This window comes from Phytohabitans rumicis (assembly GCF_011764445.1).
GTDB classification, from domain to species: Bacteria; Actinomycetota; Actinomycetes; order Mycobacteriales; family Micromonosporaceae; genus Phytohabitans; species Phytohabitans rumicis.
Genome location: NZ_BLPG01000002.1, coordinates 442,370 through 455,625, shown reverse-complemented (window position 1 = coordinate 455,625; position 13,256 = coordinate 442,370). Strand labels below are relative to the sequence as shown.

The window sequence follows — 13,256 nt, the reverse complement described above, 5'->3', positions numbered from 1 at the left end:
GTGGATGGGCGTCGTGTGACAATTCCGTCCGTGCGCAAGCTGATGGTCATCGGTGTCGGTGTCGGCGATCCCGACTTCGTCACCGTCCAGGCGGTCAACGCACTCAATGCGGTCGATGTGTTCTTCGTCCTGGACAAGGGACCGGCCGCCGCCGACCTCGCGCGGGCCAGGCAGGCCATCTGCGAGAAGTTCATCACCCACGACCGGTACCGGACCGTCACCGTCACCGACCCGGTGCGCGACCGTGGCGCCGCCGACTACCCCGACGCGGTACGCCGGTGGCGCGACGAACGCGCCGAACGCCTCGAGAAGGTCATCGACGCCGAGCTCGACGCGCACGGCGTCGGCGGCTTCCTCGTCTGGGGCGACCCGTCGCTGTACGACGGCACCATCCGGGTCATCGAGACGATCATCGATCGCGGCGCGCTGACCGTCGACTACGAGGTCATCCCCGGCATCAGCAGCGTCCAGGCGCTCGCCGCCCGGCACCGGATCGCCGTCAACCGGGTCGCGGGCGCGGTGCACGTCACCACCGGCCGCCGGATCAGTCAGGGCCTGCCGGACGACGCGGACGACGTTGTCGTCATGCTCGACGCCGACCTGGCCTGTGCCGCGTACCGGGACGAGGACATCGACATCTACTGGGGCGCCTACCTCGGCACCGCGGACGAGATCCTCGTCGCGGGCAGGCTCGGCGAGGTCATCGACCACATTGCACAGACCCGCGCCGACCTGCGCCAGCGCAAGGGCTGGATCATGGACACCTACCTCCTGCGCCGCCACCCCGTACCGCCGTTCCAATAACCACACTCAGCGCGAGGTTAGGACCAGGAGGAGCTCGAAGCGGGCGGCCGGGTCGTCCAGGTCGGCGCCGAGCAGCTCGCGCAGCCGGCCGAGCCGGTAGCTGACCGTCTGCGGGTGCACGAACAGCTCCGCCGACACCTCGGCCCGCGAGCCCCAGTGGCGCAGCCAGCTGTGCAGGGTGGCCAGCAGGATCTCGCGCTGGTTCGGGCGCAGCGGCGCGAGCGGCGCCAGCCGGCGGGCGGCCAGCACCGCCAGGGCACCCGGCTCGCCGCGCAGCGCCAGCGCGGCCAGGTGGTCGTCGACGAAGACCGGGTCGGGCTGGCCGGCAAGAACCAGCTCGCCACCGAAGACCAGCTCGGTCAGGCGTACCGCCTCGGGCACCTGGGCCCACCCCAGCGCCGGCCCCACCACGGCGCCGTGCCCGCGCAGCGCCCCCGCCAGGGCCGGCCGGGTCGCGCGCGGGCCGGCCGGCAACAGCAGCACGGCGTCCTGCCCGCGCTCCATCACCACGCCCTCGCCGCCGTACCGGAACCGCGCGTCGCGCGCCTGCGCCAGCGGCAACAGCACGGGTACGACGGTGTCCAGTTCCCTCCAGCCCACCCCGTGTGCCGCGGAGCGGGCGACGCTGTCCGGCGCGCCGCCGCGCAGCAGCAGCTCGGCCAGCCGGCGCCGGCGCCGGTCGCCCTCGCCGGCCTGCTCGCGCACCTGCAGCGCGTAGCCGTCGGTGCTCGCCGCGGCCAGCTCGTCGACGTACGCGCTGACCGCGTCGGACAGGTCGATCAGCTCGTCGGCGCCGACCGGGCGGGTCTGGGCGAGCGCCTCGCAGGCCATCCGCAGCAGCAGCCGGGACGCGGTCCGCAGCGACGCCAGCAGCGCCTCCGGCCCGCGGTCCTCGCGCGCCTCGGCGGCGCCCAGGCTGACGAACACGTCCCGGAAGCGCGGCGGCAGCGCGGGCTCGTCGGTGCCCACCAGGTCCAGGAAGCGTTCCAGCGCCACCTGTACGGCGGTGCGCACGTCGCGCCGGAACTTGGCGTCCTCGATCGTCGCGAACACCGGCGACGCCTCGGTGACCGCGGTGACGACCGCCTGCACGGTCGCCGGCAGGCGGGGGCGCATCGCGGTGGCCAGGTCGGTGGGGAGGCGCTGCCAGGGGGTCATTCGTCAATTTTGTCACGTGGTGCTAAACAGAAGGCGAGTTCTTCCGGTGCCGGGGACGGTGATTTGTGGCCGGAGAGCGGAGACCATACCTTTCATGGAGCACCGCACCTCCCGCCAGCACGTCGTCGACATGTGCCGCACCATGCTCGAGCGCGGCTACCTCAAGGCCACCGAGGGCAACGTCTCGGTCCGCGTCCCCGGCCACCAGCTGTACGCGGTCACGCCGAGCAACTACGACTACGACAAGATGCGGGTGGAGGACATCTGCATCGTCGACTTCGCCGGCAAGCACGTGCCCGACGGCTCCGGCGTGGAGCTCAAGCCGTCGATCGAGTGCGGGATGCACGCCAACGTCTACCGCGACCGGCCGGACGTCAACGCGATCGTGCACACCCACCAGCCGTACGCGTCGGCGCTGGCCTTCCTGCGCAAGGAGATCCCGGCGCTGACCGACGAGCAGGTGCGCTTCCTCGGCAAGCGGGTCGCGATCGTCGACTACGCCCCGTCCGGCACCGGGTTCCTGGCCAAGAACGTCCAGAAGAAGGTCGCCAACGGCGACAATGCGTTCATCATCGCCAACCACGGCATCATCGCCCTCGGCACCGACCCGGACCGGGCCGTGTTCAACATGGCGCTGCTGGAGAAGGTGTCCATCGCCTACCTGCTGGCGCTCACCACCGAGACCGGGAAGGTCTACACCATCCCGACCGCCATCCGGGAGATCGCCTTCAGCAAGCTGCGCAAGGACGAGCGGCGCATCGCGGCGCAGATCACCGAGGCGGTGACCCCTCTGCGCGTACCCGATGATGAGGCACCGCCCAGCGCGGACGCCGTGGCGGCCGAAGAGGCCGACCCCGGCGAAACGCCGGGCTATGCCATCAGCGAGTACCTCGACGTGCCGGACACCATGCGGCGGCTGAAGGCGCTCGTGGCGCAGCCGGTGCGCGGGCTGCGGCACGACGCTCTGCTCGACGTGCTGAACTACTTCGAGACCAAGTGCCGGGGCAGCAAGGAGATCACCGACCGGGCCAAGCAGCGCATCCCCGGCGGCGTGCAGCACAACCTGGCGTTCAACTACCCGTTCCCGCTCGCGATCGACCGGGCCGAGGGCGCCTACCTGACCGACCGCGACGGCAACACGTACATCGACTTCCTGCAGGCCGGCGGGCCGACGATCCTCGGCAGCAACTACGCCCCGGTGAACGAGCAGGTGGCGGCCGTCATCCGGGAGTCCGGCCCGGTGACCGGCCTGTTCCACGAGTACGAGCTGAAGCTCGCCGAGATTATCAACCAGTACATGCCGCACGTGGAGATGTACCGGTCGCTCGGCTCCGGGACGGAGGCCGTGATGGCGGCCGTCCGCGCCGCCCGCGCGGTCACCGGCCACAAGATGGTGATCAAGGTGGGCGGCGCCTACCACGGCTGGTCCGACACCATGGTGTACGGCCTGCGCGTCCCCGGCTCGTTCCGGATGAACGCCAAGGGCATCCCGTTCGGCGCCACCGCCCGCACCCGGGAGGCGTTCCCGCACAGCGTGGGGGAACTGCGCCGCAAGCTGATCGAGAACAGGCTGCGCGGCGGCACCGCGGCGGTCATCGTGGAGCCGCTCGGGCCCGAGTCCGGCACCCGACCGGTGCCGCGCGACTTCAACGCGAAGGTCCGGGCGCTGTGCGACGAGTTCGGCGCCATGCTGGTCTTCGACGAGGTGGTCACCGGGTTCCGGGTGGGCCTCGGCGGCGCGGCCGGCTACTTCGGCGTCACCCCTGACCTGACCGTCTTCGGCAAGGCGGTGTCCGGCGGCTACCCGATGGCCGGCGGGGTCGGCGGCCGCGCCGAGATCATGAACGCGTTCGGCTCCGGGCTCGACGGCAAGAGCGGCGCGCACATCCAGGTCGGCGGCACGCTGTCGGCCAACCCGCTCTCGTGCGCCGCCGGCTACTTCGCGATCCAGGAGATGGCCCGCACCAACGCGCCGGTCATCGCCGGCCGGGCCGGCGACCGGCTCACCCGCGGCCTGCGGCGCCTCATCGACAAGTACGGCCTGCCGTACGTCGCGTACAACCAGGGGTCGATCGTGCACCTGGAGTGCAGCGGCGTCATGCTGCTGGACATGCGCAGCCCGCTCAAGCTCCTCAAGGAGAACAAGGCCCGCAAGCGGCTGATGGAGCAGATGGGCGCCGCGTACACCGCGCACGGCATCATCACCCTCGCCGGCTCCCGGATGTACACGTCGATGGCCGACACCGACGCGGTCATCGACGCGGCGCTGGACCGCTTCGACCAGGTGTTCGCGCAGGTCGAGGGGGTCTGACCGGGTGGGAGTGACGGCACCGCAGATCCTCGCGATCGATCTGGGCACCTCGGGTATGAAGGCCGCCCTGGTCGCGGCCGACGGCACGGTCACCGGGTGGGCCGAGCGGGCGGTCCCGCTGCATGTGCTGCCGGGCGGCGGCGCCGAGCAGGACCCGCTCGCGTGGTGGGACGCGCTGGGCGAGGCGGTGGCCGACCTCGGCCGGGCCCACCCCGACCACCTGCGGGCCGTCACCACCGTGTGCTCCTCCACCCAGGGCGAGGGCACCATCGCCGTCGACGCGCACGGCGCGCCGCTGACCCGGTGCATCACCTGGCTCGACATGCGCGGGGCGCCGCACCTGCGCAAGCAGTTCGGCGGGACCCCGTCGGTGGGCGGCATGTCGGCGCGCCGGGTCGCGCGCTGGCTGCGCCTGACCGGCGGCGTGCCGTCCACGACCGGCAAGGACCCCGCCGCGCACATGCTGCTCGTCCGGGACGAGATGCCCGAGGTGTACGAGCGGACCGCCACGTTCCTGAACGTGCTGGACTGGATCAACCTCAAGCTGACCGGCCGCACGGTGGCCACGGTGGACTCGATCCTCACCTCGTGGGTCACCGACAACCGGCGGCCCGGCGACATCCGGTACGCGCCGGCGCTGGTCGCCGACTGCGGGATCGACGCCGGCAAGCTGCCCCCGATCGTCGCCTGCACCGAGGTGATCGGCACGCTGTCCCCGTCCGCCGCCGCGCATCTGGGACTGCCGCCGTCCGTCCAGGTGGTGGCCGGCGCCATCGACAACACCGCCGCCGCGGTCGGCGCCGGCACGGTCGGCGACAACGAGCCGCACCTGTACCTGGGCACCTCGTCCTGGATCGCGGCGCACGTGCCGCGCAAGAAGACCGACGTGCGCGCCCAGATCGCGGCGCTGCCGTGCGCGGTGCCCGGCCGGTACCTGATGACCGCCCTGCAGGCGACCGCCGGCGCCAACCTGACCTGGCTGCGCGACAAGGTCGTGGAGTGGGACGACCCGCTGGTCGGCGCCGGGCACATCAGCCGCGACGAGGGCTCCATCTTCGACGCGTTCGACAAGATCCTGCCGACCGTGCCGCCCGGCGCCAACGGCGTGCTCTACACCCCGTGGCTGTACGGCGAGCGCGCCCCCGTCGACGACCCCAACCTGCGCGCCGGCTTCTTCAACATCTCGCTCGACACCAGCCGCTCGGACCTGCTGCGCGCGGTATTCGAGGGGGTCGCGCTGAACACCCGCTGGCTGGCCAAGGCCGTGGACCGGTTCCTCGGCACGCCGGTCACCTCGATGGTCATCACCGGCGGCGGCGCGCGGTCGGACTCGTGGTGCCAGATCTTCGCCGACGTGCTCGGCATCGAGATGCGCCGGGACGCCCGGCCCGTGGCCGTCAACGCCCGCGGCGCCGGCTGGATCGGCGCGGTGGGCGCCGGCATGATCTCGTACGCCGACATCCCCGGCCTGATGCGTAACGACCACGTCTTCGAGCCCGGCACGGCCGCCCACGCCACGTACGACGAGATCTTCGCGGTGTACCAGGACCTGCACAAGCGGCTGGCCCCGATCTACCGCCGCCTCAACCGCTGACCCCCGCGGGGCCGCCGCGACCCAGCTTCCGCCGGTTGATGGCCAGGTTGCTCTCGGAGGTGCGGGTGTCCGGGTGGTCCTCGCCGAGGGTCCGGCGCCGGCGCTCCAGGGTGTCCTCGTCCAGGGCGCAGGCCCCCTCGTGGTCCCCGAGGTGGTACAGGTCGACGGCGAGGTTGTTGGCCGAATGCAGGGTGTCCGGGTGGTCCTCGCCGAGCTTGCGGCGGCGGCCGGCCAGAGCCTCCTCGTCCAGGACCCGCGCCCCCTCGTGGTCGCCCACCTGGCGCAGGTCGTTGGCCAGCTTGCTGGCGGAGGCCAGGGTGTCCGGGTGGTCCTCGCCGAGGACGCGGCGGCGGCGGGCCAGGGTGTCCTCGTCCAGCGCGCGGGCCCGCTCGGGATCGCCCACCCGGCGCAGGTTGATGGCGAGGTTGTTGGCCGACGACAGGGTGTGCGGGTGGTCGTCGCCCAGGGTCCGGCGGCGGCGGGCCAGGGTGTCCTCGTCCAGCGCGCGGGCCCCCTCGTAGTCACCCACCTGGTACAGGTCGACGGCGAGGTTGTTGGCCGTGGAGAGGGTGTCGGGGTGGTCGTCGCCGAGGACGCGGCGGCGGCGGGCCAGGGTCTCCTCGTCCAGGGCGCGCGCCTGCTCGGGATCGCCCAACGCCCGCAGGTTGATGGCGAGGTTGTTGGCCGACGTGAGAGTGCTGGGATGATCGTCGCCGAGGACGCGGCGGCGCCGGGCCAGGGTCTCCTCGTCCAGCGCCTGGGCCTGCTCGGCATCGCCCAGCCGGCGCAGGTTGATGGCCAGGTTGTTGGCCGACGACAGCGTGTCGGGTGGTCGTCGCCCAGGGCGCTGCGGCGCCGGGCCAGGGTGTCCTCGTCCAGGGCGCGGGCCTGCTCGGCGTTGCCCAGCGCCCGCATGTCGTTGGCGAGATTGCTGGCGGAGGTCAAGGTGTGCGCGTGGTCCTCGCCGAGGGCGCGGCGCCGGCGGGCCAGGGTGTCCTCGTCCAGCGTGCGGGCCTGCTCGTAGTCCCGCAGCGCGTGCAGGTTGTTGGCCAGGTTGTTGGCCGCGGACAGGGTGTCGATGTGGTCGTCGCCGAGCATCTGGCGGCGGCGCGCCAGGAGGTCCGCGTTGATGGCGCGGGCCTGCTCGTAGTGGCCGAGGAAGTCGTGCGCCGTGGCGATCACGCCGGCGGCCCAGAGGGTGTGGTTGTTGTCGGGGCCGTGCCGCTCCAGCCATTCGGGGTGCCACGACTGCGCCAGCGGCAGCACGACGCGGTAGTCGCCGCGCATCAGCAGGTACCACAACGCGACGCAGGCGGTGCCGCGCAGGGCTCTGCCGACCGTGGCGGGGTCGAGGGCCAGCAGGTGCGGCAGCAGCGCGGACCAGGCCGGCCAGGCTTGCGGGTCGGTGCCGTCGTCCCCGGGCGCGTTCGCGGCGAGCAGGCGTTCGGCCCGCTGCCGGTCCCGCTGCCGGTCCGCCGCCGGGCGCCCGTCGCGCAGGACCGCCTGGGTGAGCCGGTGCAGCTGGATCGTGTCCGCGGTCACCCGGGCCAGCCCCAGCCGGGACAGCCGGCCCAGGCTGCGGCGGAACGCCAGCGGCGCGGACACGACGGCGGCCAGCGGCTCGTCCAGCGCGTCGGCGGGTGCCGCGCTGAACCAGGCCAGCGGGATGGGTTCGGGCGCCAGGTGCGCGGACATGCGCAGCAGGTCGGCGGCGGCGGGATCCTCGACCTCCAGGCGGCTGGCCGACATCTCGACCGCGGCCGCCAGCGGGGCCGGATACCCCAACGGCTTGCCCTCGGCCAGCAGGGCCCCGGCGTGCGCCACCAGCTCGGTCAGGTAGTCGGTCACCGGCATCCGGGTCTCGTCCATCAACCCGACCGCCTGCGCCAGGGCCAGCGGCAGATCGCCCACGGCCTCGGCCAACCGGCCGGCCTCGCGGTCGGACAGCGCCGGCAGGTACTGCCGGACCAGGCTCACCGACTCGCCGCGGGTGAACACGTCCACCTCCACCGGCACCGCCACGCCCGCGAACGCCGCGCTCCGCGAGGTGATCACGGTGTGGCCGGTCTGCGGCGGCAACCACGGCCCCAGATGGGCGGCCGAGTCGGCGTTGTCGAAGACCACCAGCCACCGGGAGAGCGCCCGCAACCGCTCCACGGCGGTCGCGGTGGCGGCGGCGTCCGGCGTTCCCGGGTCCACCCACCCCGCCCGCACCGCGAGCGCGTTGATCTGCTCGCCGATCAGTTCCGGCTGCTCGGCGTCGATCCACCACACCAGCTCGTAGTCCCCGGCGAACAGGTGGGCGTACTCGATGGCCAGCTGCGTCTTGCCGACGCCGCCCATGCCGTGCAGCGCCTGCACGACGGCCCGCTCCCCGCCGGTCAGCCGCTCCCGCAGCCCGGCCAGCAACGCGGTGCGGCCGGTGAACGCGGCCAGCCGCCGCGGCACGTTCCACACCGCCGGGCGCGTGCCCGGCACCCGCACGCCGTCGGACGCGCCGGGGAAGCGGACCGGCCCCTGCGGGCGCTCCGGACCGAGTACGGCCGTGCGCACCTGCTCGCGCGCCCGCTGCTCGTCCAGTCCGAACAGGTCCTTGTACACCAGCGGCGCGAGGATCGGCGGCGGCGCGACCTCCTCGACCCGCAGCGGCACCAGCCGGCGCCGGCCGTTGGCGTCGGCGCGCTGCGCCATGACGGCCGGCCACTCGTCCACAGTGAACCGGGTCCGGTCGAAGTAGGCCGCCGAGTACAGCGCGACCACCCGGTCGGCCCGGGCCAGCGCGTCGTTCATGTTCAGCACCGCGTTGCTGCCGGCGGCCCAGTCCCACACGTCCAGCTCGACCGACAGCCCGGCACCGATAACCTGCGCGGCGACCCACTCGGCCCACGGCCGATCCGGACCCGCGTAGCTGACGAACACGTCGACGGGCTCGGTACGCGACATGGACAACACCATGCCGTACCGCCCACCACCCGCGCCCGACACCCCACTGTCCACTTAGCGACACGCCTTTCCCCGCGCCAGGGCCCCTTTCGCGTCGATCAAGGGCAAACGGCCGTGGTTGGATCTCTTTTCCGCGGCCATTCGCCCTTGATCGACGCGAAAGTCCTTGATCGACGCGGGAACCGCGCGGGTCGTAAAAGCGTCAATACGTTGAACGACCTTGTGGTCAATTGATAGCCTTCGCTTTTCTGATGGCCTGAGGCACGGGGAAAACTCATGACATCATTGCTCGCGCGGCCGGCTGTGGAATTGTTCGGCGCGCATGTCAGCTGCGGCTTCGCCGGTGACGGCGTCAACACGGCGATCGGCAACTACACCAAGGCGATAACCGACCTTCGATTTCCGGTGGCGCTGCTGGTGTGGGGGCGCACGTACAATTCGCGGGACCTCACGGGCCGCCTGTTCGGTGTGGGGTGGACGGCTTCACTCAGTGCCCACCTCGCCGTGCAGGAGGAGGGCGCGGTGCAGTTCCACGACGACGACGGGCGTGTCCTCACGTTCGCGCCGGACGGCGACGGCTACCGGCGGCCGGCCGATCTGGACGCCGACCTGAGCCACGACGGCGACGGTTTCCGGCTGCGGTTCCGATCAGGACAGACGTGGACGGTCGCGGCATCGGGGCGGGTGACCGAGCGTGCCGGCCAGGGCGGCCGCCTCGCGCTGGAGTACGACCCGGCCGGCCGCCTCGTGTCCGCCGCGCACTCGACCGGCCACCGGTTGGGGCTGTCCTACGATGCCGCGGGCCGGCTGGCCGCCGCCGAGGCTTCGGACGGGCGCATCGTCACGTACAGCTACACCGACGCCGGTGTGCTGTCCGCGGTGACCGGTGCGGACGGTGGGGTGAGCCGGTACGTGACGACGCCGGCCGGTCAGCTCGAGCGGGTGGTCGACCCGGGCGGGCGGGACGCCGTCGTGACCGCGTACGACGCCTCGGGGCAGGTGGCGCGGCAGAGCTTCGGGGGCCGGACGCTGGACTTAGACTACGGCGGCGACGGTGTCACGACCGTCACGGTCGCGCCCGGCGGCACCCGGAGCACGTACCGGCACGACGCCGATGGCCGGTTGCTGGCCGTCGTGGATCAGAGTGGACGCGCTCGTCGGCAGGTGTTCGACGGCGACGGCCGGTTGGCCGCGGTCGAGCTGCCGGACGGGCGGCTGCTCACCCGGACGTACGACCCGCGCGGCAACGTCCTGCGCCAGACGGACGGGGGTCGCGTCACCGCGTACTCCTATGACGAACAGGACCGGGTGACGAGCCGCACGGATCCGACGGGAGCCGTGATCCGGCACGCCTATGACGCCGGCAACCGACTGCCGTCGCGGGTCGTCGATCCGACCGGTGCGACCACCCGGCTGACCGTGGTGGACGACCTGATCACCGAGGTGATCGACGCCGAGGGTGCGAAGACGACGCTGGAGTACGACAGCGGCCGGCGGCTCGTGGCGGTGACCAACCCGGCCGGGGACACGACCCGTCACGAGTACGACGCGACGGGCCGGCACGCCGCGGTGATCACTCCGCTGGGCGCGACCACGCGCTACCGCTATGACGCCGCCGGCCGGCTGGCCGCGGCGGTGGATCCGACCGGTGGGGTCACGCAGTACGCGTACACCGCGTCGGGGATGTTGCTGAGCAGCACCGACCCGAGCGGCGCGGTGAGGCACCACGAGTTCGACGCCGAGGATCGCCTGGTCGCCCGCGTCGACGAGCTGGGCGGGACGACGAGCTACGGGTACGACGGCGCGGGCCGGCTCGCCACCGCCACGAGCGCGTCCGGCGGCGTCGTGACGTACGCCTACGACGACCTGGACCGGCTGACCAGCGTGACCGACCCGACCGGCATCGTGACGACGTACACCTACGACGGCGCGGGCCGGCGTAACGGCGTCGGCGGCCCGGACGGCGCCGAGTCCATGCGGTACGACGCGCGGGGCAACGTAGTGGAGGTGGTCGACGCGGCCGGCGGCACCACCCGGTACGAGTACGACGACGCCGACCGGATGACGGTGCGGATCGACGCGAGCGGGGCCCTTTGGCGTACGGCCTATGACACCGCCGGCCGGGTGATCTCCCGAACCGACCCGACCGGCGGCGACCGGTTGACCGCCGTCACCGATCCGACCGGGGCCATGGTGCGGATGGCGTACGACCTCACGGGGAACCTCGTGCGCCGGTTCGCCGAGGGCGCGGCCGAGGTGTCGTTCCAGCACGACGCGCTCGGTCGCCGCACGCTGATGACCGACCAGACGGGCACCACCAGGTACGCGTACGACCCGGCCGGGCGGCTCCTCACGGTCGTGGGTCCGGACTCGTCCGTGCTGTCGTGGACGTACGATGCCGCCGGCCGGCGGGTCGCGTTGCAGTACCCGAACGGCCTGAAGGTCGACTACCGTTACGACCCGAACGACCGGCTGATCTGGCTGCGGGACCCGCTGGCCGGCGCGGTCGAGTACACATTGGACGCCGCCGGTCGCCTGCTGCACGAGTGGCTGCCGGACGGCTGGTCCCGCCACTACCGGTACGACGCGGGCGGCCTGCTGGCCCGGTACGAGGAACGGCGCGGCCAGCGCACGCAGGTCGACGCGGTCGTCGCGCGGGACGCCGACGGCCGGATCGTCGCCGTCACCGAGCACGGCCGTGAGCAGCGCTTCGAGTACGACCCGGCCGGACAGCTGATATCCGCGACCGGCCAGCCCGACGGCACGCTCCGTTGCGCGTACGATCCGGCGGGCAACCGGACCAGGATCGGCCGCCGCCGCACCACCACCCGGCTCAGCTACGACGCGGCGGACCAGATCCAGGCCGCGGAGACGGACCGGGATCGCGACCGCGCGGACGACGCCGACCACGGTGGGCCGAACGGGTGACCTATCGACATGACGAGCTGGGTCGGCTGGTCGAGCAGGTGGGGCCGGAAGGCCGGCTCACGATCGGGTACGACGCGTTCGGCCTGCCGGTCCGGATCGACCACTTTGGACCCGGCGGCCACGCCGGCCGCACCCGCACGGTCGACGCGACCTACGACGGTGACGGCCTGCTCGCCCGCCTTGTCCTGACGGACCTCGGGCGGCAGCGGCCCGAGCGCCGGCGCACATTCCGGTACCGGTGGAACGTGGCCGAGCCGACGCCGCAGATCCTCACCCAGCGCGTGGAGGTCGACGGCGGCAACGACAACGGCGAACGGGACGCGGATTTCGTCTACGGGTACAGCCGGCTGTTCGCACACTCGGACGGCGGCTCGGCGACCTTCGCCCGCGACGCCTTCGGCTCCACCATCCGTACGGAACAGACGGCGGCGTGGGCGCGGGCGTCGGCCTTCGACGCCTTCGGTCAGCCCAATGTGGACGATGCCTGGACGCCGCGCTTCGGCTACCGTGGCGAACTGGCCTTCGACTCGATCGTCTACCTGCGCGCCCGCACGTACGACCCGACGATCGGCCGGTTCCGTACCCGGGACCCGGTCGTGGCGCGCCTCGGCGAAGGCGACGTGACAAGCCCGTACGCGTACGCCGACAACGACCCGGTAAACATGGTCGATCCGCAGGGCACCCGGCCGTTCCCGGACGTGCTCGGCGGTCTGGGCGAGCTGATCGGCCAGCTGGTGCCGACCCTGGGTGACGAGGCCGGCGCGGCGATCGGAGAGGCCGTCGGCGTGGCCGTGGCCGGGATTGGCGGGGCGATCATGCAGGGGGCCTGTTGGGGGCGGTGGCCGCCCTCGGCAAGCCCCCGTGCGGCGCCCAGTTCGGCATCCCCGCGCCGCCCACCTGCTCCGACGCCACCCCCGAGTACTGCAACCCACCGGGTTCCAACAACCTCGGGCCGTACGAGTTGGGATTGCAGTGGGTGCAGGCCGAGGCGCAAGGCTGCGGTCTTGCCACCGTGATGCCGCTCCTGCCGCATCCCGGGCCGAACTACTCCTGCTACGACATCGAGTATTTCCGCGACGGCGACTACTTCACGACGCTGATCCAGGCACTGCCCCACGTCGCCGCCGCCCGCGGAATCATCCGATCGAAGATCGAGAATTGTATCTTCGAGGACGAGCAGCCGTTCCGCTACGCGCATCAGTCGCCGCGCGAGCGCGCACGCTCCGCGATCGACAACCTGACGTCGGTCCTGACCTACGGTCAGTTCGGGATGCCGCTGGCGCAGGCGTTCCTCGGCTCGTACGAGCTGAATTGGAAGGTCGTGGGCATCGACCAGGACGCCCGATGGGTGGTCGAGTTCAACCTCACCAACGCCTCGACCCAGGCATCGGGCAGCATCAACCCGGCGAAGGTCTTCACCTACAAGGACGGCAACGCCGGCGACGGGCACGACGCGGCCCCGCTGGAGCACTGGACCAAGCAGAGCGTCCGCTGGCGCGAGACCCTGTGACGTCCGCG

8 protein-coding genes and 1 pseudogene are annotated in these 13,256 nt (G+C 72.3%); 6 read left to right on the top strand and 3 right to left on the bottom strand.

Annotation, left to right across the window (positions count from 1 at the left end):
• Positions 1-30 precede the first annotated feature (30 nt).
• Entirely contained in the window at positions 31-804 is a 774-nt protein-coding gene (gene cobF / locus Prum_RS45725) for a precorrin-6A synthase (deacetylating) (RefSeq protein ID WP_173085534.1), read from the top strand.
• A gap of 6 nt (positions 805-810) precedes the next feature.
• Here cobF and Prum_RS45720 read toward each other — a convergent pair whose 3' ends face one another.
• Positions 811-1,962, bottom strand: a complete 1,152-nt coding sequence (locus Prum_RS45720; RefSeq protein ID WP_173085532.1) for a PucR family transcriptional regulator — start codon at positions 1,960-1,962, stop codon at positions 811-813.
• Positions 1,963-2,056: 94 nt separating this feature from the next.
• Here Prum_RS45720 and Prum_RS45715 point away from each other — a divergent pair, with 94 nt between their 5' ends.
• Both Prum_RS45715 and Prum_RS45710 read left to right on the top strand, forming a co-directional pair.
• Positions 2,057-4,273 carry an aminotransferase class III-fold pyridoxal phosphate-dependent enzyme gene (locus Prum_RS45715; RefSeq protein ID WP_173085530.1) on the top strand — a complete coding sequence of 739 codons (2,217 nt, stop codon included), beginning with the start codon at positions 2,057-2,059 and terminating at the stop codon, positions 4,271-4,273.
• 4 nt (positions 4,274-4,277) lie between these two features.
• Entirely contained in the window at positions 4,278-5,867 is a 1,590-nt protein-coding gene (locus Prum_RS45710; protein ID WP_173085528.1) for a xylulokinase, read from the top strand.
• Here the strand turns inward: Prum_RS45710 and Prum_RS45705 are convergent.
• Together Prum_RS45705 and fxsT are read right to left on the bottom strand one after the other, a co-directional pair.
• Positions 5,857-6,648: a tetratricopeptide repeat protein gene (locus tag Prum_RS45705; RefSeq protein WP_281369172.1), complete on the bottom strand. Its 792-nt coding sequence runs from the start codon at positions 6,646-6,648 to the stop codon at positions 5,857-5,859. The genes Prum_RS45710 and Prum_RS45705 overlap by 11 nt on opposite strands.
• Positions 6,649-6,746: 98 nt before the next feature.
• A pseudogene (gene fxsT / locus Prum_RS55615) lies at positions 6,747-8,810 on the bottom strand (FxSxx-COOH system tetratricopeptide repeat protein); the annotation flags it as partial.
• Between the two features lie 276 nt (positions 8,811-9,086).
• On the opposite strand from fxsT, the gene Prum_RS45680 reads away from it, so the two are divergent.
• From Prum_RS45680 to Prum_RS45670, 3 genes are read left to right on the top strand one after another with little or no spacing between them, the layout of a single operon-like run.
• Positions 9,087-11,738, top strand: coding sequence for a DUF6531 domain-containing protein (locus tag Prum_RS45680; protein WP_173085520.1), 2,652 nt, complete (start codon positions 9,087-9,089; stop codon positions 11,736-11,738).
• On the top strand, positions 11,735-12,754 hold the full coding sequence (locus Prum_RS45675) for an RHS repeat-associated core domain-containing protein (protein ID WP_173085518.1): 1,020 nt from the start codon (positions 11,735-11,737) through the stop codon (positions 12,752-12,754). The genes Prum_RS45680 and Prum_RS45675 overlap by 4 nt, the downstream gene beginning before the upstream one ends.
• Positions 12,751-13,248 carry a hypothetical protein gene (locus tag Prum_RS45670; RefSeq protein ID WP_218577901.1) on the top strand — a complete coding sequence of 166 codons (498 nt, stop codon included), beginning with the start codon at positions 12,751-12,753 and terminating at the stop codon, positions 13,246-13,248. The genes Prum_RS45675 and Prum_RS45670 overlap by 4 nt, the downstream gene beginning before the upstream one ends.
• Positions 13,249-13,256 lie beyond the last annotated feature (8 nt).